General features: G+C 55.4%; 8 protein-coding genes. 7 read left to right on the plus strand and 1 reads right to left on the minus strand.

Features of this window, described 5'->3' with window-relative positions; translation table 11 throughout:
- Positions 1-326 precede the first annotated feature (326 nt).
- The 7 genes from FRY97_RS12545 to FRY97_RS12575 all read left to right on the plus strand — a co-directional run bounded on the left by FRY97_RS12545 (position 327) and on the right by FRY97_RS12575 (position 24,149).
- Positions 327-7,238 carry a T9SS type B sorting domain-containing protein gene (locus FRY97_RS12545; RefSeq protein ID WP_147167884.1) on the plus strand — a complete coding sequence of 2,304 codons (6,912 nt, stop codon included), beginning with the start codon at positions 327-329 and terminating at the stop codon, positions 7,236-7,238.
- A 623-nt stretch (positions 7,239-7,861) separates the two neighbouring features.
- Complete coding sequence (locus FRY97_RS12550) at positions 7,862-16,507, plus strand: Ig-like domain-containing protein (RefSeq protein ID WP_147167885.1); 8,646 nt, start codon at positions 7,862-7,864, stop codon at positions 16,505-16,507.
- 227 nt (positions 16,508-16,734) lie between these two features.
- Entirely contained in the window at positions 16,735-18,426 is a 1,692-nt protein-coding gene (locus FRY97_RS12555) for a methyltransferase domain-containing protein (RefSeq protein ID WP_147167886.1), read from the plus strand.
- Between the two features lie 52 nt (positions 18,427-18,478).
- The gene (locus tag FRY97_RS12560; protein ID WP_147167887.1) at positions 18,479-19,420 is read left to right on the plus strand and encodes a hydrogen peroxide-inducible genes activator; all 942 of its coding nucleotides are present in this window, start codon (positions 18,479-18,481) and stop codon (positions 19,418-19,420) included.
- Between the two features lie 365 nt (positions 19,421-19,785).
- Positions 19,786-20,739 (plus strand): class I SAM-dependent methyltransferase, encoded by a 954-nt coding sequence (locus FRY97_RS12565; RefSeq protein WP_147167888.1) that lies wholly within the window; start codon positions 19,786-19,788, stop codon positions 20,737-20,739.
- Between the two features lie 37 nt (positions 20,740-20,776).
- Positions 20,777-22,237, plus strand: coding sequence for an aminoacyl-histidine dipeptidase (locus FRY97_RS12570; protein ID WP_147167889.1), 1,461 nt, complete (start codon positions 20,777-20,779; stop codon positions 22,235-22,237).
- A 103-nt stretch (positions 22,238-22,340) separates the two neighbouring features.
- Entirely contained in the window at positions 22,341-24,149 is a 1,809-nt protein-coding gene (locus FRY97_RS12575; protein WP_147167890.1) for an acyl-CoA dehydrogenase, read from the plus strand.
- A 204-nt stretch (positions 24,150-24,353) separates the two neighbouring features.
- On the opposite strand, the gene FRY97_RS12580 is transcribed toward FRY97_RS12575, so the two are convergent.
- Positions 24,354-24,690: T9SS type B sorting domain-containing protein (locus FRY97_RS12580; RefSeq protein ID WP_147167891.1), on the minus strand; the 337-nt coding region annotated here is incomplete at its 5' end.

Genomic DNA, 24,690 nt, shown 5'->3' on the forward strand with positions numbered 1-24,690 from the left:
GCAAGGGCGCACTTCAGCCCGGCCCTAGTTATTTCCAATTATTCTATTTTTCTTTTTTATATTTGTCAGCATTACCCCCCCTAGATGCGTTACTTGCTCCTTAGAGCCAAGCTATGGCATGCTGTGCCTGGTATAAGGCCTCTCTTTTAGCAAGGTGAAGCAGCAAGCTCCTGTCCCTGACATGCACCCTAAGTTGTACAGCTGTTGCCTGCTTTTAGTGCAGCAGTATGTGCCTCAGTGATAAGAGAATTATAATCCCATGATGCATAGCCGTTTGAACGGGCTGGCATCATCGCTGGCCTGAGCCAGAATGAAAAACAAACAAGATGAGGTGCAACTATCTCAAGAACCGATACTGGTATTGGCTGTTCTTCCTGCCTGTCATGGGTTGGGGGCAGAACCCTTCAGACTGCAGCGGTGCCATCGTCATTTGTGACGATACCGATGTAGAAGTGCCAGACTCACCAGGGGAAGTATTCGACTTCAACAACCCCAATAACGATATCGGCTGCCACGAAACGGGCGAGACATCCAGTGTATGGCTTTACTTCCGTTTCCGCCAGGATATGCCTGCGGGCAGCGATCTGACCTTTACCATTGACCCCTTCGAAGGGGGGACAGTAGATTACGATTTTGCGGTATACCCTGCAGAAAATGGTTGTGGCAACTTGGGCAGCCCTTTGCGGTGCAGCTATACTTGGGCCATATCCAATCAGACTTATAATTGTGGCTTTTGCCCCCTGACAGGCTTGGGGATGGGAGAGGTGGATGCTTCTGAAGGCATCTTTTTTGATGAGAATCTTAATCAGGCCAATGGCTTTGTTGCCCCAATGATCGTTGAGCCAGGCCAGGGTTTTTATGTCTACATCAATGAGTTTTACGGCAACTCCAACGGAGCTTCTGCTTCTGAGGGCTTCAATATCAGCTTTGGGGGCGTTGCAGCAGATTACTTCGACTGCACGGCCAACCCCAACTGTGATTTGCAGGTAGTGGCTCTGGGCAATGATACCACGCTTTGCGGTGGGGATATCCCCTTATTCCTTGATAGCGAGGTGACGTTCTCCACTGGCTTTGAGCAGTATTCTTGGACCGGTGAAGGCGGTGCAGGCAGCTTCCTGAGCGATCCCAGTGCCCCCCGCCCAGAAGTCCTTCTGCCAGACGGGTTCTCAGGTGTGCTGACGTACTACCTTGAAGTCGCTTCTGATGATTGTATCAACCGGGACACGATTACGCTTGATATCGAAAGCACCCCGCCCATTCTGGTCAGCCGGGAAGCGGCTTTTTGCGAAGGCAGCCAGCTGTTGTTAGATGCCGGCCCGGGTTTTGCCACTTATAATTGGTCGACTTCAGCGCAGACGCCCGCCATTACGGTCGATTCCGGCGGGGTGTACTCCGTGACCGTTACCGCGCCGGGCAATGGTTGTACCATCATCCGCGATATAATAGTCACGGAGGAGCCGGAGCCTCAGCCGGCCATCTCGGGCGGGCCTTATTTGTGCGAAGGCACTACAGATACCCTTTTCGGGGGGGCAGGTTTTGCCAGCTATGATTGGGGCCAGGGCACTGCTGACTCTTTCCTGCTCATCAGCCAGCCGGGCTTGTACACCCTGAGCGTGGTGAGCGAGGCAGGATGTGCTGGCAGCAGCAGTATTTTGGTAGAGGAAATCCCAGCGGTAGTGCCTGATATCCTGGCCCCGGCTGGTATTTGCCCCGATGGAGCGGCTACCTTGTCTGCCGGGCAGCAATGGGCTGCTTATGCTTGGAGCAACGGCAGTACAGACAGTATTCTGGTGGTGGACACAGCCGGGCTGTACACCTTGACGGTGGCAGACACTTTTGGTTGTACGTATCAGGCTTCGGTCAACTTGCAGGAGCTCCCTCCCCCTCAGCCTGAGGTATCTGGAGATACCGTATTCTGTGCGGGCGGCGCTGCCCAATTGCTGACCGTACAAGCATACGAGGGCTATCAGTGGTCTACTGGCGATACCACTGCCACCACGCAGGTCACTGCCGGTGGGCTCTATTACGTTACCGTAACGGATCAAAACGGCTGTAGGGCTTCAGATAGCCTAGATGTGATAGCATACGATCCGCTTGAGGTGGGCCTTGTGCTGAGCGGTGGCGGGCCTTTTTGCGAAGGGCAGACGGTGGGCATTAGTGTGGCTCAGCCATTTGTAGCTTATGACTGGAGCACAGGTGATACCCTTGCTGCTATCAATGTCACAACGGGCGGGCTTTATCAAGTGACGGTCACAGATGACCGAGGCTGTACCGGCATTGATAGTTTGGAGGTGGTAGCCCTAGTTCCCCCTTCGCCTCAGATTGCAGGGCCTGCAGGCCTTTGCCCTGGCACAGATGGTGTTTTGGAGGTAGGCAGCTTCCCGCTCATCCTATGGGGGGATGGCAGTATTGCAGATACGTTGGAGATTGACGGCCCCGGGCTATATACGGTGGAGGTAGGGGATCAGCAGGGGTGTGTGGGCACCGATACGCTTGAAGTGTTAGCTTATGATGCCCCTCAGCCCCTGATAACAGGAGATACAAGCCTGTGCGATGGCAGTACGCTCACGTTTGGCTTAGATCAGCCTTACGAGGCCTATGCCTGGTCTGATGGGAGTACTGCAGATACGCTCTTAGCGCCGGCGGCAGGCTTGTACGCTGTAACGGTGACAAATATGGAGGGCTGCACGGCTTCTGATACGGTTGCAGTGGCTGCTTTCCCCAACCCGGCCCTTGACTTGCCGGCAGAAGCCCGGTTTTGCGCTGGCGACAGCATTCAGCTTGACGCCGGGCCCGGTTATGCCACATATTCGTGGAGCGATGGGTCGGCCGGGCCTATGGCTGTTGTACGCACTGCTGGCCTTTACCGTCTGACGGTGACAAACGCTTTCGGGTGCCCTGCATCCGATAGCATTGAGGTGGTAGAAGAAGCCCTGCCACAGACAGGGCTGGATGAAGCCCACGTTTTTTGTGCTGGCGACAGCCTATTGCTGCAAGCCCTTTCAGGGCAGGCTGGCTACACTTGGTCGACAGGGGATACTACGGCAGAAGTATGGGTGTCTGAGCCAGGGCTGTACTGGCTGGAGGTAGAAGGCTTGAATGGCTGTATTTTCCGCGATAGCCTTCTGGCAGAGGAACAAGCCCTGCCTGAGCCTGCTATTTTGGGCGACAGCCTGCTGTGCGAAGGGGAGACAGCCTTGCTTAGCCTCGGCGCTCCGTACACTGCTTATGATTGGGGTGTGCTGGGCAGCGGCCCAACGGCTGTTATCACTTCCGGTGGAACATATCCCGTCTTGGTGACCGATAGTGTAGGCTGTCAGGGCGTAGACACCCTGTCGGTCATTCAGGTGCCCCTGCCTGCATTAGACCTGCCGGCTGAGGCAGCTTATTGTGAGAATGGCTCGGCAGTATTGAGCGCCGGGAATGGGCTTGGTGCTTACGAATGGTCTACAGGGAGCCCGAACTTTTTTATTTCAGTTAGCATGGAGGGTACCTATAGCCTTACGGTTACCGATGCCAACGGTTGTACTGCGGCGGATTCTACCCTAGTCATAGAAAATCCGAGCCCGGATATACAGCTGGTGGGCGAGCCACAGTTTTGTGAAGGGGGGAGCACTGTTTTATCTGTGGCAGATACCTCCTTTCAGATTGTGGCTTGGTCTACGGGAGTGACCGGTCAATCGGCTGTATTTACGATGGGCGGCCAATACCTGGTCTCTGTCTTGGATACGAACAACTGCTCTGCAGAGCTGCCATTTAGCATCAGCAGCTTGTCCTTGCCTGAGCCTGCAGTAGTTGGCCCTGCTGTAGCCTGTGAGGGAGACTCTGCTCTGCTGACTGCGGCACCTGGCATGGACCGTTACCTTTGGTCAACGGGGGATACCACCCAATCGATTTGGGTAGAGGCTACCGGGCTTTATGTTGTTGAGGTTTTGGATAGCCAAGGCTGCAGCAATTTCCAGGAAGTACCGTTTCAGATAGCGCCCTACCCCGAGTTGGGGCTGCCAGACACTTTGGAGTATTGTGAAGATTATGCTGCCCTGCTTTCTGCCGATTCTACAGAGGGCAATACCTACGAGTGGTCGACAGGAGATACCACCCATACTATTATTGTAGATGCACAAGGCATCTACAGCCTCACCCTGACCAACAGTGCAGGTTGTTCAACCGCAGGGCAGACCGTTGCAGTGGAGCTTCCCGAGCCAACCCCTTTGGTGGATGCAGATCTTAGCCTCTGCCCTGGGGACACCAACGTCTTAGCCTTGAGCACGCCTTATGTAGAGTATTTTTGGTCCACAGGGGAGCAGACGCCCACGATAGGCGTATCAGAAGCCGGCGCCTATCAGGTTACGGTTACAGACAGCCGAGGCTGCCAGAGTGCTACCAATATCGTAGTGCAGGCTGTGCCCGGCACGAGTGCCGAGATTGTTGAGCCCTCTATTTTCTGCGAAGGGGATACGGTTTTCCTTTCCCTAACGGAAGCCTACGCCTCCTACCTTTGGTCTGATGGCACACAGAACGATAGCCTGCTCATCACGGGTAGCGGTACGTACGAAGTGACCGTCGCCAACCTATTTGGGTGTACTGCAGAAGATGAAGTGTTTGTCAGTGCTTTTGCGGCACCTGACCCGGGGCTGCCCCCTTATCAGTCCGATTGTGCAGGTACGACATTTGCCATAGCCGCCCTGCCCGGTTTTGAAAGTTATTCATGGAGCACTGGCTCAGAAGCTTTGTCTATCAGTGTCACACAGACGGGCATCTACGAGCTTACGGTGACCGATGGCAACGGTTGCCGGGGGGTAGATACGGCTGAGATTTTTGCCAAGCCTCCGCCAGCCCCACAGCTGTCTTCGGCTCAGAATATCTGCCGGGGCAGTTCTGCTGTCCTTTCTGTCAACGGCACTTTCTCGGAAATCCTCTGGACTACCGGGGCTACAACGGATAGTATCGTAGTGGATGAAGCAGGCGGATATGGCGTCACTGTAAGGGACAGCCTGGGGTGTGCAGGCTCTGCAGTGACAGCTGTCTTTGTATTTGATGTGCCCGCGCCAGACATTGCCGGGGAGGTGGGCTTCTGCCCCGGAGGCCAAGCTGTTTTTGGTGTAGCTGCTGAATACGCATCCTATGCCTGGTCGCACGGGCCCGCTACAGCTGAGGTCGTTGTGGACAGTGCCGGCATCTACGAGGTGACAGTACGAGACACTTTGGGCTGTATGAACACTGCTCAGTGGGAGGTGCAGGCATTTGCTGCGCCTGAGTTAGAAATAACTGGCCCAGCCTATGTCTGTCCAGGGGATACCATAGCGCTGCTGGCCTCTCATGATGCTGCGGCCATTACCTGGTCTACCGGTGATACCCTCAATACGATAGGGGTATCCACTTCTGGGGAGTACTGGGTTGAAGCTCAAAGCGAGGAGGCCTGTGTCAGCCGGGACACCTTTGTGGTAGCGCCTGCTTTTGACCCCTTGCCAGAGTCGGGCCCTGACCGTTTTCTAGATTGCGATACCCGCTCGGTAGTGATAGGCTCTGAGGGTGCTCCTCAGCCCACTTGGGTTTATTCTTGGTCGGGGCCGGGCATCACCCCGGAAAATGCCGGCCTAGCCAATCCGGAGGTAGCAGAAACTGGCAGCTACACCCTGATTGTTCAGAATACAGAAACCGGCTGTGTCTCTTTGCCAATCGAGCTGGAAGTGGGCGATAACAGCTATAGCCCTGGCTTGAGCCTTAGTTTGATCGATACGCTGGACTGCAACACACCGACAGTTCAGTTGAGCGGTTCCCCTTCAGGGGCTCCGGCAGAAAACTTCGTTTTCAGCTGGTCTGGCCCAGGCGGGGCTGTATTGGAAGGCGAAACCGGGCCGTTGCTATTGGCGGGCGAGCCAGGCCTTTACACGCTTCGGGCTACAGATACCCTGACGGGCTGTGGCCAAACAGAAAGTGCTATTGTCATTGGTGATTTCGAGATACCAACGGTGGTCATTAACCCCAATGTGGCTGCTCTAACCTGCGCAGACACCCTGACGGGGATTACGGCCGTAGCTTATGCCACTTATGGCCCGCCCACCCTCGAATGGACGGGCCCCGAGGGGCTGCTCCCCGGAGAAACGGAGCTGCAGTTGGAGGTGGATGCCCCTGGGCTTTATACCCTTACAGCTACTGACCCGGTCAATGGTTGTCAGGCCAGCGATTCGGTCCTGGTCCGTCAGGATACGCTGGCGCCGATAGCCGTTTTGGTTCAGCCTGATGAGCTGGGTTGTTTGGCAGAGAAGGTACTGATTGATGGGCGTGCATCTTCCCAAGGGGCAGCCTTCGCTTATACCTGGACAGGGCCGGCAGAATTAGACGATGCGCAGTTGCTGCAGGAAGTTGGCGAGCCCGGGCTGTACAGGCTGCTGGTCCGGAATATGGAGAACGGCTGTACCGCTGAGGCAGCTGTATGGATAGTGATGGCAGAGGGAGAGCTTTCCGGCTTAGCATTATCTGGTGTGGGGCCGCGCTGTGCTGGCGAAAGCAACGGGCTGCTTCAGGTAGATAGTGTTTTCGGCGGCATAGGCCCCTATCTGTTCAGCTTAAACGATGCGGCATTTGCCCCTCAGCAAGCATTTGGCGGGCTGCCCGCCGGGCAGTACGATGTGGCAGTACAAGATGCAGAGGGTTGTGAAACGGCTGCCCGCTTGGTGCTTGCATCTGGCAGCGACCCACAATTGCGTTTGGGCGAAGACCGGGAAATCAGCCTGGGCGATGCTGTGCTGCTGAATGCACAGACCAACTTGGCGGAAGGGGAGTGGTCGGGCATTGTGTGGTCGCCGGCCGACAGCCTGGCTTGTGACCAATGCCTGAGCTGGACCGATTATCCGCTAGAATCTACGCTTTACACTGCCGTCATTACAGATACATTGGGCTGTACCGCTACGGACCAAATGCTGGTCCGGGTGAGGAAAGACCGCAGCATTTATTTCCCTAATGTATTCTCGCCCAATGCCGATGGGGCGAATGACTTGTACATGATCTTTTCAGGCCCCGATGTGGTGGAGGTCCGCAACTTCGAGATTTATGACCGCTGGGGGGAGCAAATGTTCCGTGCGCAGGGCTTTCAGCCGAATGACCCTTCCTTCGGCTGGGATGGCACTTTCCGGGGCCGCACCCTCAATATGGCGCACTTCGTGTATCAGGCGGAAGTTGAGTTTGTAGACGGTGAGGTCATCCTCTTCAAAGGCGGGTTTGACTTGGTCCGCTAGGATAAAGTTGGCATTTAGGCAGGGGTCTGTAATTTAAGTTGGCTTTGACAGCTCTCGTAATGTTATTTATTTGTAAAGAAATTAATTTTAAAAATCTATTTTTGTGCTTACTGTCCGGGGTTTGCTAAAATAATCTAAACAGGTTACAGGGCAATTTTACTTCCTGGGGAAAACAACAAAAGGGACAGCGCAAAGCAGGCTAGCCATGCACTACAAGCAGCTATATTATTGAATTTGGCAGCCAGCTGACCGGGCTATCCTACCTACGGCTTTCTCCTAGATTAGCCCAGTGCGCTCTACATTCCAGCCTAAAACCCATTTTACCGGGCTCTTTTTGATTGTGCCGGTACATCAGCACGGGCGCAAACCAGATTGTCGCTTTTTTTTGGGGCCTGCCCCTGCCTGGCGGCAGGTGCCGCTAGGCTCCGGGGCTCGCTGTCCGCTCGGCCCTATCGGGCTTGACACCCCTGCGCAGCGCTAGGCCGGCTCCATCCTGAAGCCTACAAGGTTGAACACTAGCGACATTTTGGTTTACGCCCCATCAGCACTTACTTCTTGTTGTAACCTCTGTTTATTGAGTAGCCTGCTCCCTTTCGGTATTTTTTTTCGGCTAAAAGCACAAAATGAAAAAGTTCTACTCTAACCTGCTCGGCGTCAGCTGTGTCAAACCGATACTGGCGCTACTCGTATTGATCTTATTTGCCGCCCCCCTCGCCTACGGGCAGTGCGATGGTTTGGAGATCAACCTTCCGGATGAGAATCAGCCTGTCTCGAACCCTTCGGTATCTTATTGTACGACTATACCCGTCGACCCATCGGCCACTGGCCACCCGAGCGGCCTGGTCATGGACCTGTTCCACACTTATCAGGGTGACCTTTCCATACGGATCAATGCTTGCGGGGAGACCCTCATGCTGCTGACCCGGCCTGGCGGAGGTACTTGCAATGGGCAGGGCTGCCCATGCGGCAGCTCTGCGGATGTAAACGGTACCTTCGTTTTTTCTGACAACTTTTCCAATGATCCAGACAATGGCCTGGCACTAGGGGGAGGGAATTATGGGCTTTCCGGCGACCCTTGCAGCGTAGGGACCATCAGCTCATTCGCAGAGCTGGCTACTGCTTGTGGAGGCGGGCCCTACATCTTAGAAATTTGCATTACCGATCATGCTTTCATCAATACTGGCGTCGCCAGTAATATCATCCTGGAGTTCCCTGGTATTGTGACGCCGATCTGCGGCTGTACCGATCCGGTTGCGAATAACTACGACCCTTTGGCTACCGTTGACGACGGCACTTGCGAGTACAATATGGGCTGTACGGACCCCGCTGCCATCAACTATGACCCTACTGCAGTGATCGACGATGGCTCCTGTGTGTACCCACCGTCTTGTGGCGGTACTTTTACCGACAGCGGCGGCCCTACTGGGAACTACAGCAACGCTGAGAACAACACCATCACGATATGCCCCGATGTGCCCGGGCAGGTGGTTACCGTCACCTTTTCTGCGTTTAACCTTGAAAACAACTATGATTTCTTAAGGGTATACAATGGCAACTCCACCGCTTCCCCTCAGCTGGGGCAGTTTACGGGTACGAGCGTCCCAGGGCCTTTCGTGTCTACCTCTCCCGATGGCTGCCTGACCTTCAACTTCACAAGCGACGGCTCCCTGACGAGATCGGGGTGGATAGCGGCTGTGGAGTGCGATGCAGCCTGTGTGCCCCCGCCCCCGCCCACAGCGGCCAACGTAGCTGTTTGTGTAGGCAGCAGCGCCACGCTCACTGCATCGGGCTGCCCATCAGGCACGCTCAGGTGGTACACCACGCCTTCTGGCGGCTCACCGGTGGCTACCGGGCCTACTTTTACCACCCCACCGCTCAACAGCACGACAACTTATTACGTAGAGTGCGACAACGGCGGCCCTGGCTGCCAGTCTTCCCGCACACCGGTGACGGTCAACGTCAGCCTGCCACCTCCCCCTGTAGCGCAAGGAGTTTCCGTATGCCAAGGCAGTAGTGCTACCTTGGCGGCATCGGGCTGCCCCGGTGGTACACTTCGCTGGTATACCTCCCCAACAGGCGGCAGCCCGGTGGGCTCAGGGCCTACCTTTGTGACCCCAGTGCTCAATGCCAGTACGACTTATTATGTGCTCTGCGATGAGGGGGGCACTTGCCTGTCCGATCGGGTGGCTGTGCCGGTTACGGTCACCCCTCCTGTCCCACCTCAGCTTGACAGCTTCGGCCCTTATTGTATAGAGGATGGCCCAATCATCCTCCCCACCACTCAGGGAGGGGTAAATGGGACTTGGTCAGGTACCGGTGTTTCACAAGGTTTTCTGCTCCAGCCAGAATTGATCCAGCCTGGCACAACGGTCACCCTGACCTTTACTCCAGATCCTTCAACCTGCTATCAGGTGGCAACGGCTACCGTCCAAATCGGGACGCCCCCATTTGTGCAGATTTCGGGCCCAGAGACGCTGTGCAATGGGGAAACGGCTTTCTTGTCTGTGCCCAATAGTTATGGCACCTATATGTGGAGTACAGGGCTTCAAACTTTCAATACCCCGATCAATAGCCCGGGCACCTATACCGTTACGGTTACAGACCCCGTTTCGGGTTGTGAAAATACTGCATCCTTTACGGTTGGCGCAGGGCAGGCCCCGACGCCGGTGGTCAATGGCCCACAAGAATTGTGCGATGGGCAGTCCGCGACACTAAGCTTGGCCGGGAGCTATGATTCTTACATGTGGTCGACTGGAGATGGCACGCCTACCACGGGGATTACAGGCCCGGGGGCTTACTCCGTTACCGTCACAGACAATGGCTGTGAGGGCGTAGCGCAGTTTACCGTAGCGGAAACACAAGTCCCCTTGCCTGACCTGAGCGGCCCAGCTTCCCTTTGCCCTGGAGAAGCAGCGGTGCTTTCGGTAAACAACGCCGGGCAGTTCACGACCTTTTCCTGGTCAAATGCCGGGCAATCTGCTTCCGTTAATATCAATGGGCCGGGGACGTACACGCTTACCGCTCAAACTGCGGGCGGGTGCTCGGTACAACAGAGCATTACCGTGGGCGCAGACCCCGTCCCCTCGCCGGTGATCGATCCAGGCTTATCTTTTTGTACCGGTGGCAGTGTGCCCGTCACCACCAATCAAGCTTTCGCCACCTATGAATGGTCTACAGGAGACCAAACGCCGGCCACAACGGTCACCGCTGGCGGTATAGTAACGGTGACCGTGACTAATGCAGCTGGCTGCACTGGGTTTGCGTCCGCCAATATTACGGAAAACCCATTGCCTGATGTAGCGATCACTGGGGATGCAGCCGTCTGCTCGGGTGATCCGGCAACGCTAAGTGTGGTTGATGGCAACAACTACAGCAGTTTTGTCTGGTCGAACAATAGCCCGGCTTCTTCCATCACAGTGGGCAGTGCTGGCACATACAGCGTTACAGCCACAGACCTCAACGGCTGTGCCAATTCGGCTAGTTTCAATGTAACCGTGAGCACGCTCCCCGCTGCAGGCATTACTGGCGAAACGGTCTTTTGTGAAGGGGAGAGTGTAACCCTAACCGCTGCTGCCCCAGGGCTCGGGTACACTTGGAGCGATAATTCCTCTGGGCAGAGCATAACCGTAAGCACCCCGGGTACTTACTCACTGACCGTAGAGAATGCGGCAGGTTGCCAAAGTGTGAACAGCATTACGGTAAGCCAAAACCTTCGGCCACAGCCACAGATCACTGGCCCGCTCAACTTTTGCGATGGCGCATCTACTACGCTTACTGCTGCCGGCGGCCCATATTCCTCTTATAGCTGGTCTAATATGGCCACTGGGGCAAATGCGACTTTCTCACAAACGGGGCAGGTCACCTTGGTGGTAGAAGATGCCAATGGCTGTGTAGGCTCTGCCGCTGTCACCGTTGTGGAAAACCCCCTGCCGCCAGTACAGCTCATCGGGCAGCCATTTTTCTGCGAGGGAGGGTCCACCGCGTTGAATGTCGCCCCGGGATATGCCAATTATCAGTGGAATATCCCTAACAACGGTACGAGTGCCATCATCAATACGCCCGGTTTGGTACAGGTGACGGTCACAGACCAAAATGGCTGTATGAACTCCGCTACTCAGCTTATCACAGCTCACCCTTCCCCAGAGCCGATGATAGCGGGCAATCCCTCGTTTTGTACCGATGGCAGTACGGTTTTGAATGTGCCCGGAGATTTTGACGCCTACAGTTGGTCTACGGGAAGCCAATCGGCGGCTACGCTTGTGGAGGAGCCAGGCTTAGTTTCGGTGACAGTCACGGATGGCAATGGCTGTACGGGCAGCAGCAGTGTGCTGGCAGAGGAGAACGCTGAGCTGTCTTTTGCCATTACTGGGCCTGCCGCAATCTGCGAAGGCCAAAGCACGACCTTAGGCACGAGTTTTGCGTTTGACAGCTATACTTGGTCGGATGGTTCACAAGAAAGCACTTTGGAAGTTGCTGCGCCTGGGGTTATCTCCGTTACGGTAGTAGATGCAAGCGGATGTTCGGGCACTGCTGAGCTTGAAGTCGTCAACAGCCCCAACCCTATAGCAGAAATAAATGGCACGCTTGAATTTTGCGAAGGCGAGTCAACGGTGCTCAGTGGCCCGCCCAATATGGCTGGATATAGTTGGAGTAATGGCTCGGAGAGCCCGGCGGTACAGGTCAGCAGTGCAGGGGCCTATCAGTTGGTCGTCCAGAATGCCTTTGGCTGTGCAGATACCGCAATGGTCTCAACCGTCGTCAACCCGCTCCCCGAACCGGATATCGAGGGGCAATTGGCGTTTTGTGCAGATACCTCTGCCGTCTTATCGCTTGGCGGGGCTTTCGAGAGCTATACCTGGTCTGATGGCTCTACGGCAGAAACTTACGAAGCGACGGTGACAGAAAGCATTTCCGTAACGGTGTCCAATGCATTCAATTGTACCGCATCGGATACCGTAGAGGTAGTAGTGTATGACCTGCCAATCGTAGAGATTACCGGTGACGACGCTTTTTGTGCGGGCTCTTCTGCAACGATCAACGCTACCCCAGGCTTAGCTGCCTACAGTTGGTCCGACAACGGGGAGGGTGCAGAACGGGTGGTCACGGCAGCAGGCGTTTATCAGGTCACAGTGGCCGATGCCCAAGGGTGCCAATCGATAGCTGCTTTTCCCGTAGAGGAATTGCCATTGCCGCCGGCAGCTATCACAGGCGGGTTGTCATTTTGTGAGGGCGACAGCACCATTTTGACCGCTCCAGCAGGTTTTGCTTACACTTGGAGCGGCGCTGCCACAGCCCAATCTATCACGGTAACGGCCCCAGGGATATATGAGCTTACGGTGACCGACGCTGCGGGCTGCGAGGCTTCGGATGCAGTAAGTGTAGTGGCCAACCCCAATCCGGAGCCAGAGATACAGGGGCTCACGGCTTTTTGTCCTGGGGAGGTAGTGACGCTTAGCCTCAATGGGCCTTTTGTGAGCTACGATTGGTCAGATGGGTCGTCCGGTGCGTTCATTACTGTGGATACCGCTTTGGAGGTATCTGTGACAGTGGCCAATGCGTTTGGTTGTACCGGCTCTGCCCAAATTGAAACGGCCCTTTATCCACAGCCCTCGGTACAGATCGTAGGGGATACCGCTTTTTGTGCAGGCGAGTCTGTCCTTTTGCATGCCGATCAGCCTTTTGTGGGGTACAACTGGAGCACAGGCAGCGGCGCAGACACGCTCGAGATGGGCCAGCCTGGGCCAGTTTTTTTGGTCGTGACGGATGAGAACGGCTGTACAGCAGGCGATCAGGTTACTTTGACAGAAAATGCACTGCCCCAGCCCACAATCCTTGGCCAGGACTATTTCTGTGAAGGCAGTGCCCTGCCCCTGAGCGCAAGCGGCAGCTACAGCACTTACAGTTGGAGCAATGGGGCCGTTGGCGACACCGCTCTGGTGCAGAGCCCTGGCATAGTGGCCTTGTCCGTTACAGACGGAAATGGCTGTGAGGGGCAAACGAGCCTGCTCGTAAGCGAAGCCCCGCTGCCTGTCCCCATTATTACCGGGGAGCCTGCTTTCTGCCCAGGCGAGGCTGCCGAAATCGGCCTGCAGCAGTGGTACCCTGACATTCAGTGGAGCACGGGAGATACGACTGCTGCCGTCCTTATCGATGAGGTTGGGCTTTTGAACGTGACGGTCACGGATGAGCTGGGCTGTACCGGCAGCGCAGCGCTGGATATTGCAGAACACCAGACTGCCGCCCCTCAAATCGATGGGCCGGGCCAGATCTGCCCGGGCACTACCGCCAGCCTTATGGCCAGCCCTGGCTTCGCAGCCTACTTATGGGAAGATGGCACTGCATCCAGTACTTTCGAAGCGGGCGGGCCGGGCATTTATAGCCTGACCGTTACGGACGCCAACGGGTGCGAAACCGCTAGCTCCTTTGCCGTGGATACTTTCGCCACACAGCCTCCGGCCATTACAGGCCCTGCTGGGTTTTGCGCAGACACGAGCGCCGTTTTGGCCTTGAGCAACAGCTTTGAATCGTATTACTGGAGCAATGGCAGTAGTGCCGATGAGATCAGTGTCGCTCAGGGCGGATCCTATAGCGTTACGGTGACGGACGCCAATGGTTGTGAAACCGCGAGCAGTTACGTCATTGACCGGTATGAACTGCCAACCGCCGAGGTGGATGCACCGGAGGCTTTTTGCCCTGAGGGCTCTGCTACCTTGAACGCGGTGGGCTCCTTCGCCGCTTATCAGTGGAGCGATGGGTCTTCGGGCAGTATGCTTACGGTAGTATTGCCTGGACAGTACCAGCTTACCGTTACCGATCAGAATGGCTGCACCGATGATGTAGCCGTGGAGATTGGGCTTCAGGCCGACCTGCAGCCGGTGATACAGGGGGCTGAAGCCTTCTGCCCGGGGCAGTCGCTTCAGCTCAATGTGCCTCAGAGCTTTGCGACTTACACTTGGAGCAATGGGGCTACCGGTGCCGTTTTAGAAATTGAAGAGCCTGGAGCCTATACGGTTTCTGTGACCGATGGCATGGGTTGTTCGGGGGATACTTCAATTGTAGTAAGCTTATATCCGGAGCCCGAGGCTGGCATCATAGCCCCCGAGGGCTTTTGTGAAACCACAGCGGCGACTTTGCAGAGCGTGCCCGGCAGCTGGCAGAGCTGGGAATGGTCTAACGGGGGCACGCAGAGCGGGACTGTGGTAAGCGAGCCTGGCAATTATATCTTGATCGCAACGGACCTCAACGGCTGCCGCGATACTGCAATGGCGGAAATTGTGAGCTACCCGCTGCCTGAAGTTGAAATCGCCGGCACGCCTTATTTCTGTGAAGGGGCGGCTACGGTGCTATCCGGGCCTGCGGGGCTTTCTGCTTACTTCTGGAATGGCGAGCCTGGCGGCCCCAGCCTCAATGTCGACGGTGCCGGCAGCTATACCCTGCAGGTTGTGGATGAGAATGGGTGTGAGAGCGGGGCCAGCCTTCAGGTCGTAGAAGTTGCACTCCCAAATGCTGAGGCGGGGCAGCCCGGGCCGATTACTTGCAGCAGCCCCGAGGTGACATTGGGCAGCCCTGGCAACCCTGCTTTTGGGGTAACCTATACTTGGTCTGGCCCAGGAATTGATATGGCTAATGCTAACCTTGCAGCCCCAACGGTACAGCAAGGCGGATGGTACCAGCTCATCATTACCGACACGGTGCACAACTGCATTTCTGAGCCAGCCACGGTTGAGGTAGCCGAAGACAACACAGCACCTGATGCAGACATCAACGGGGAAGGCACTCTGACCTGTGTGGTAGACAGGATTACCCTGGCTGCAGAAGGGTATGCCACCGGTGGCGATATCGAAGCGCTTTGGTACAATCAGTCTGGGGAGGTGCTGGCTTTCAATGCTGCAGAAATAGAGGTATCTGGCCCTGGGCAATATATACTGGAGCTTATTGATGCCGGCAACGGCTGTGCAGCCCTTGATACGGTACAAGTACTGGAAGACCGGGTATACCCCCAAGCAGAAGCCGGCCCTTCTGCCCGTTTAGATTGCCAGGTGTCCAGTGTGAGCCTTGATGGCTCCGGGCCTTCTACAAGTAGTTTTGTCGAATACTTTTGGACGGGCCCTGGCGGAGCGCTTGTTTCGCAAAATGGGGTGGCAACGGTCAGCAGCCCCGGCTTGTATTATTTGGAAGTAGTTGATATTTCCAATGGCTGTGCAACAGTAGACTCCGTGCAGGTCACCCAAGATATCACCCCCCCGGTGGCCGATGCCGGGGCGCCTCAGCAGATCGACTGCCACAGCCCTGATGCAACGCTCAATGGCTCAGGGTCTTCAACGGGCTCAGCTTTTACTTACCAATGGGGGCACGGCAGCCCAGAAAATGTAGTGGGCAACGGATTGTCCTTAACGGTCAGCGAGCCTGGGGCCTACTTCCTGGTGGTCACTAACACAGACAACCACTGCAGCAGCACGGCTTCTGTTGTGGTGGAGGAAGTGGCAAGCGCCCCTTCCGCCCTGGCTGCGTTTGCTGATGGGGTAACCTGTTTTGGTGATCAGGACGGCAGCCTGGCCATCGGCGGTATAGAAGGGGGCACTCCGCCTTACCTGTACAGCTTGGGCGGTCAGCCGTTTTCCACCCAAACGCTTTACACAGGATTGGGCGGCGGAGATTATCAGCTGGTCATACAAGACGCTATCGGCTGTGAATACGATACCCTGATCACCGTGCCTCAAGGCAATGACCTGAGGGTGGAGCTGGGCACTGAAATCAACATCAGCTTAGGGGACGAGGTTGCCTTACAGGCCTTGATCAACATCCCGGCCGAACAGATAGGCAGTATATGGTGGGAAGCCCCAGACAGCTTGTCTTGTTACGATTGCCTGCGCCCTGTGGCAGCGCCCAGCCTTTCTGGCCTGTATGAAGTGACCGTGACCGACATCAATGGTTGTGTAGCGACAGATGCGGTTCAGGTCTTTGTAGACAAGCGCCGGCAGGTATACATTCCAAACATCTTCTCCCCCAATGGGGACGGTGCCAATGACGTGTTTTACATCCAAACGGGGCCAGAAGTGGTGAAGGTCAATAGTTTTGAAGTTTACAGCCGATGGGGAGAACCGGTATTTACCGTCTACAATGCTCCTCCAAATGACCCACGGTACGGTTGGCCTGGGGTGCACCGGGGCGAATTGATGAACAGTGGCGTATTTACCTGGTGGGCTGAGATCGAGTACATTGATGGCAAACGTGAAATATTTAAAGGTGACGTTGTGCTGATGCGCTAGGAAGCCCTCTCAGGAAGTACGCCGGCCCGGCGGCCCAATAATTAGGGCCGCCGGGCTGTTTTTTTTTCGGAAAGCGCTAAACGGTCAAGGAAGCTTAGCCTTTGTCCCCCCCCAATATTTACAGCCAACCTGACAAATGGTAAACTTTACCTCTGCCAATCGTATTAAAAGGAAGATTGTTTTGTTCAGAAGGCATTGCTGAGGGCTTTGCCAAAAAATAACATCCCATGGCTCAGACCATATTCAAGGTTGGCGGGGTGCCGGAGCATTTTAACTTCCCTTGGTACCTGGCTGAAGAAGAGGCCGCTTTCGCCTCCAAAAGCGTTAACTTTCAATGGGCTGCCTTTCCAGGCGGGACAGGAGCCATGCTAGAAGCTCTGGACGCAGGAGAAATAGACCTCGCACTAATGTTGACAGAAGGGGCTGTAGCTGATATTGTCAAAGGCGGAGCGCACCGTATAGTGGGTACGTACGTACAAAGCCCGCTCACTTGGGGCATTCATGTGCATGCGCAGAGCCCCTTTCATACAGTAGCTGATCTGGAAGGGCAGGTATTTGGTATCAGCCGTTATCAGTCGGGCTCCCACCTCATGGCTTATGTCAACGCCCGTGATATGGGATGGGACACCACTAGCCTTAGGTTTGAAGTCATCAAGGATTTTGAGGGTGCCCGCCGGGCCATGAGCGCGGGTACTGTCCATGGTTTTATGTGGGAAAAGTATACCACTAAGCCTACGGTTGATTCTGGCGAGTGGCGACGGGTAGGGGAGTGCGTGACCCCTTGGCCCTGTTTTGTGATGGTGGCCAGAAAAGAGGTCTTTTCCTGTCAGCAGCCTGAGCTGCTGCAATTGATGCACCAAATCAGGCAGTTGATGGACAGCCTGAGCCCGGAGCAGCACAAAGCCTACATCAGCCGCCGATTCAAGCTGCAGCCACAAGATGTGGACGCCTGGTACGCACAAACGGAGTGGCGCTGTGCACCGGAGATAGATGGGGCAGAACTGGAAAAAACACAGCAGGCCTTGAGAGCGCTTGGGATTATTGACCAAATTTTGCCCCCAAAGGAATTGTGCGCTCCCAGCTGTATTCGTTCAGCACAAGCGTTGTCTCCTCGTATGTACGATTGGCGGGTGCAGAGCGTATACCGTATGCTTGATATGCAGGGCAAAGGGGAGGGGCCCCTTAGCGTATCTGACCTGACCGCGCTTGGGCACCTCGATCAGTACCACTATCAGGGTGCAGATTTGTGTTATGAGGTGGCAAAAACGCTAGAACTGAGTGCAGGTAGCTATGTGTACGATATCGGCAGCGGTGTAGGCGGTACTGCTCGGGTGTTGGCCGATTGCTCGGGTTGCAGGGTGTTGGGCGTTGAGCTGCAGCCGGAGCTCTGCCGGCTGGGCAGCGAACTGACCCAAAGGGCTGGGCTTAGCGATAGGGTCAGTTTCCTGGCAGGGGATTTCCTGGAATATGACTGGCTGGAAAAATTCAGCCACTTTATCTCCTTGTTGGTGTTCCTCCACGTCCCTAATCGGCCTGAGGCCCTCCGTCATGCGAGCCGTTCCCTTGTGGCAGGCGGCAGCTTTTTTATTGAAGATTTTGTCCTGCGCGGGCCACTGACTGCCGAGGAACAAGCTTTGCTGACAGGCACTATAAGCGGGGTGGCTGTGACAACAGAGGACGCCTACCTGGCTGATTTAGCAGCTGCCGGGCTTAGCGTTGGGGCAGTTGAGCGCATGGATGAGCTTTGGGCAGACTGGACAAGCAGGCGGCGGGATGATTTCAAATCAGAGGCTGAGCAGCACCGGGCTTTTTTTGGGGCAGCCCTCTACGAGGAGCGGCTGGCGTTTTATGAGGCAGTGGCCAGGTTGTTTTCTGGCAAGCGCCTGGGCGGAGTACGCATCATTGGCCACAAAGCCTGATGTTTTTTATCTTGCCTTCCCTTTCTGCCTAATGGAATAGTATACCCTGCTAATGACACTGACACAACTTGAGTACATCATCGCGGTAGACAATAAAAAAAGCTTCGCCAGGGCTGCTGCTGCATGCCATGTGACACAGCCCACACTGAGTATGCAGGTGAAGAAGCTGGAAGAAGACCTGGGCGTCCTTATTTTCGACCGTTCCAAAAAGCCAATACTGACAACAGACATTGGGCAGCGCATTGTAGTGCAGGCGCGGTCTATCATCCGGGAAGCCAGCCGCATCCCTCAACTGATCGAGGAGGAGCAGGAAACGGTTAAAGGAGAGCTGAGGGTTGGGATCATCCCTACCTTGGGCCCCTATCTGCTGCCCCTGTTTTTGCCCGCTTTCATGGAAAAGTACCCGGAGGTGGAGTTGAACATCCAAGAGCTGCTTTCCGATCAGATCATGGACAAGCTACAGGCTGACCAACTCGATGCCGGGATATTGGTGACGCCTATACATGCGGAGGGGTTTACGGAGATCCCCCTTTTTTACGAGACTTTCGTGGTCTATATGTCCACTTCACATCCCCTGTCGGACCAGCATAAAATCGATTTTGAAGACCTCAACCTGGATGATATGTGGCTGTTGCAGGAAGGGCACTGTTTCCGTTCCCAAGCCGTTAATATCTGTGGTGAAAAGTCGGTTAAGACCCACCGGGGGCTAAGGTTTGAAAGCGGCAGCTTGGAAACGCTCCGCCGGATTGTAGAAAAACAATATGGTTATACGCTCTTGCCAGAGCTGGCCACGCTGGAGCTGGGCGAAGAGCTGTACCATAAGCACGTCAGGACTTTCCGCAACCCTCAGCCGGTAAGGGAGGTCAGCTTGGTGTTGCGCCGGAGCTTTATGAAGCGAAAGCTTGTCGATTTGCTGCAAGGAGCTATTTTGGAGGCTGTGCCCGATATCCTCAAGAATAAAGGGAGAGGAAAGGTGGTGGAGTGGAAAGATTAGCCGAGCGTAACCCCCAATGCCCCACGCTTTGGCACCTTCCTGGCAACGGCCTAGCGCTGCGGAGGGGTGGCAAGCCCGATAGGGCCGAGCGGATAGCGAGCCCCGAAGCATAGCGGCACCTGCCTTCAGGCAGGGGCAGGCCCCATCCGGCTGGGCAGGCAAAAAAAACGAGAATAGGGTTGGTGCTCAGTTAGCTTGGCTTGTCTGATGTCGAAACGCAATGGGGTACCTCAGATTTTGCCCCAGCCCGGCGCTCTCAAATTTGAGGCTTTGGCAGCTTGCCGTTATAAAGCAATATGGTGCAATCTTCCGTTTTACCTTCTGCTAGCGGCTGTTAAACCCCTACCTTTGCAAAAACAATTAGCATGTCTACAGCTGACTTCGAAAGCTTCGCCAACCGTCTGCGCAAAATGGACAAGCACACTGGCAAATGGGCCCGGCGGCAGGGGCTATCCTGTTTCAGGGTCTATGATGCAGACCTTCCGGGCTTCCCCTTGGCCGTGGACCGCTACGGGCCCTACCTTCATGTGGCAGAATATAAAAGGAACCACACCCAGGAAGACGAGGAGGGCTACCGCTTGTGGCGGGCCAATGTGCGGCAGACGCTATCGGAGGCGCTTCAGTTGCCCAATGGCCACATCTATTTCAAGGAGCGCAAGCCCCAAAAGGGCAAGTCGCAGTACGAAAAGCTCAGCGGGCAGCAGGAAGAGGTCATCGTAGAAGAGAACGGGCTGAAGTTTTGGGCCAACCTAGCGGATTACCTCGATACCGGTTTGTTCTTAGATCATCGCCCTACCCGCCAGAAAGTGCGCGAACAGTCGGCGGGCAAACGTGTCCTCAACCTTTTTGCCTATACTGGCTCCTTTACCGTATACGCCGCCGCGGGCGGTGCCCGTGCAACAACAACAGTCGATCTGTCCAATACCTACTTGGAGTGGGGGCAGCGCAACCTCGAGCTGAATGGGCTGTCCGGCCCACAGCATGAGTTTGTGCGCGCAGATTGCAAAAGCTGGCTCGCTGAGCCTGCCGAAGGCCTGTATGATATCATCATCCTGGACCCGCCTACCTTCTCCAACTCCAAAGCCATGTTTGACGTCCTAGATACCCAACGGGACCATCCCGCCCTCATCAATGCCTGCCTGCGCCGCCTCGCGCCAGGTGGGCACCTCTATTTTTCTACAAATTTCCGTAAGTTCCGCCTAGAACTAGAAAAACTGCAAGCCGGCTATATTAAGGATATCACAGCAGCTACCATACCTAAGGATTTCCGCAATCCTAAAATCCATTACTGCTGGCTCATCCGGCATAGCGAAGGCTGATCTCTTTTTGCTCTTAATTGATAAAATGCTACCTGCCATGACAAAAACCATAACAGAACTAGCGCCCCGGGCGGTCTGGGCACACTTTGCCGCCCTGAATGCGGTGCCCCGGCCATCCAAACAGGAAGAGCGCGTTATTGCTTTTATGAAGGCTTTTGGCGAGTCCTTAGGGCTTCCTACCATCGTTGACCGTGCCGGCAACGTCATCATCAAAAAGCCAGCTGCCAAAGGGTACGAAAAACGCAAAACGGTCATCCTGCAGGCTCACCTTGATATGGTGCACCAAAAAAATGCGGGCACAGATTTCGACTTCCAGTCCGAAGGCATCCGCAGCCGTATCGAGGGCGAATGGGTCAAAGCAGAAGGGACAACCCTGGGCGCTGACAACGGCATGGGCGTTGCCGCCATCATGGCGGTCTTGGCCGATAACACCTTGCAACACCCGCCAATCGAGGCCCTTTTTACCATAGATGAAGAAACCGGCATGACCGGCGCCAAACAGTTGGACCCCGCCCACCTCAAGGGCGAAATCCTCCTCAACCTCGATTCGGAAGAGGACGACGAATTGACCATCGGCTGCGCAGGAGGGGTAGATACCAACACCCGCCTGAATTATCAGCAAGAGCCAACACCCGAAAATGCCACCGCTTATCTCATCCGTATCAGTGGGCTGAAAGGTGGCCACTCCGGTATGGATATCCACAAAGACCGGGGCAATGCCAATAAAATGCTGGTCCGCCTCCTCTATAAATTGGGGCCGCTCCATGGTATGTCCCTAGCTGCCTTTGACGGCGGCAGCCTCCGCAATGCTATTCCCCGCGAAGCCCAGGCTACCGTGGTTGTCCCCAATGCCATGGCCAGCGCATTCGAAGCCAGCCTGGCAGCACGCAAAGCAGACCTCCTCGCTGCTTACCAGGGGCTAGAGCCAGACCTTAAAATAACTTGCGAGCCCGCTGATGGCCAGCCAGGCTACGTCATGGCACCCGATGCCCAAGAGAAAGCCCTCAGTGCGCTCTATGCCGTCCCCAACGGCGTATTCCGGATGAGCCCAGATATTCCCGGGCTGGTAGAGACTTCCAGCAGCCTCGCTCGGGTAGTGATCAAAGATGGCGTTTTTGCTACCCAAAGCCTGCAGCGCAGTGCTGTGGAAGCCGGCAAAAAGGACGTTGCACAAGCGGTCAGAGCTGCTTTTGAAAGTATAGGGGCTGAAGTAGAAAACGATGGCGATTATCCCGGGTGGGCCCCAAATGCCCAATCGCCTGCCCTGAAGGTCATGCAGAGCCTATATGAAGCGCTTTTCCAAGACGCCCCTAAAGTTGCTGCTTGCCACGCCGGCCTGGAATGCGGTATCCTCAATAAGCACCTGCCACACCTCGATATGATCTCCTTTGGCCCTACTATCCGCAATGCACATTCGCCCGATGAGATGGTCCATGTGCCCTCTGTACAGAAGTTCTGGAAGTACCTCGTAAAGGCGCTTGAGCAGATTGGGGAGTAACCGGTCTTCTTTTTAGCGAAAATTCGCTATTTAGGTTGTGCGGCTGTGGGGAAATCCCGATATTGATAGTCTTATTCCTGATGACCAATAAAATGATTTGCCCATGGCCGACTACCTCAATATGGATACCCTGCGTTTCCAGCTCTTTGGTGTACACGATCTATCCCGCCTATTTGCATACGAGCGCTACGCAGAATACGACAAGAGTGCCATAGAAATTTTCCTCGATGCGGTAAAGGACTTCTCCGACCAAGACTTATTCCCTTACTTCCGCGAAATGGACGAATCGCCCGCCAAGTTTGAAGCGGGCACCGTCAAAGTCCATCCCAAAATCGGCGAAGCTATGCGCAAAGCCGGTGAGCTCGGCATAATCGGTGGCCCCTACGATATAGAAGATGGAGGGATGCAGCTGCCTAATATCGCCTCCCATGCTGCTTACTACATCATGGAAGCGGCCAACAACCACGTGCCCGGCTACCTTGGGCTTACCGCCGGTGCTGCTCACCTCATCATGGCTTTTGGCTCGCCTCACCTCAAAGCCACCTACGTCCCCAAAATGCTCTCCGGCCATTGGGGCGGTACTATGTGCCTGACGGAGCCTCAGGCCGGTAGCTCCCTCTCTGATATCACGACTGCTGCTGCCCCTACAGATGACGGCACCTACCTCATCAAAGGGCAAAAAATTTTTATATCTGGCGGCGATCACGAGTACAACGAAAACTTCGTCCACCTCGTCCTTGCCCGCATCGACGGAGCGCCCGCGGGCACCAAGGGCATTTCCCTATTTGTCGTGCCCAAATACCTGCCTGCGCCTGACGGCCAGCTCCAGCCCAATGATGTAGTTACTGCTGGAGATTTCCAGAAAATGGGGCAAAAAGGCTATTGCACTACCCATCTTGCTTTTGGGGAGGGACAGGGCACCATTGGGTGGCTCGTTGGGCAGCCCAACCAAGGCCTCAAGTATATGTTCCAAATGATGAACGAGGCTCGTATCGCGGTGGGCAGAGGGGCCGTTTCCATCGCCGCTGCGGCTTACCACGCCTCCCTGCAATATGCCCAAGAGCGCCCTCAAGGGCGCCGGCTGAAAAACGACGGCACCAAAGACGTTTCCGCAGAACAGACCCTTATCATCAACCACCCCGATGTGCGCCGTATGCTGCTTTCCCAAAAAGCCATTTACGAAGGCGCACTCAGCCTTGTCCTGCAAACTGCGCTCTACCACGACCTCTATGAGGTGTCCCAAGGCCCAGAAAAAGAAAAGTACCACTTGCTCCTCGAGCTCCTTACCCCTATGGCCAAGACTTACCCCTCAGAGAAAGGCAGGCAAGCCGTAGACAACGGGCTGCAGGTGCTCGGAGGGTACGGCTTCTGCTCCGACTTCGTCCTGCAGCAGTACTACCGGGATATCCGCATCATGGCCATCTATGAAGGCACTACCGGTATTCAGTCCCAAGATCTCCTGGGCCGAAAAGTCACCATGGAAAAGGGCAAAGCCTTACATTGGCTGACTGAAGAGGTGATGGAAACCATCTCTGCTGCACAAACTTTCGACGGACTGCAGCCTTACGCCCGGGAGCTAGGCGAAAAGTTACTCGTCGTAAAAGATGTGCTCAACCACCTGTTGCCCTACGCAGCGAAAGGGCAATACGAGCGCTTCCTCTCTGATGCCACCCTCTTCATGGAAATGATGAGCACCGTTACCGTTGCTTGGCAATGGCTCAAAATGGCCGTCCAAGCCAAAAAGGCTCTCGTTATTGGCGATGCCAGTTTCACTTCAGAGTTCTACGAAAGCAAAATCCTGGCTATGCGGTTCTTCTTCAAATATGAGCTCCCCGAAGTGGACAGCCGTGCGGCATCCCTTAAAAATGCAGAAGCGCTCACCCTGCTCGATCAGAAAGAGCTGATCTGTTAGATGGTATTGGGCGTGCCCCCGCGCCATCTTCTGCCTTGGCGGCGGGGTCGCTACGTTCCGGGGCCTGGCTGCCACTCCTCCGTGGCAGCTGCTCTAAAGAGCACCCCTGCACATCGCTCACGCAGCCCGGCAAGGGCTCACAAAACATAAGAAGGGGGCCATACCGTAATATGGCCCCCTCTTTTTTTCAAAGCAGCTTTATCCTTATTTCATCAAGATGACCTCCTGCGAGAAGGTCTCTGCCGCGCCATCGATATAGGAAACGGTGACCTGTACGATGAAGACAGCGGAGTTGAGGGGCTGCCCCCTGTAGGTGCCGTCCCACCCGAACTGTGGGTCGTTGGGCGGGAAGTTGAAGGCTTCGAAGACGGGCTCGCCCCACCTGGAGAAGACCTGTAGCGCATCGACCTGTAGGACCCTCGGGCTGGCATTGACGAAGAAGACGTCGTTGGCGCCGTCGCCATTGGGGGAGAAGACATTGGGGAGGAAGACATTCCCCCTTCGGTCGACGAAGACATTGAGCTCATCGGAAGCGGTGCAG

This window comes from Phaeodactylibacter luteus, from assembly GCF_007993045.1.
Taxonomy (GTDB): Bacteria; Bacteroidota; Bacteroidia; order Chitinophagales; family Saprospiraceae; genus Phaeodactylibacter; species Phaeodactylibacter luteus.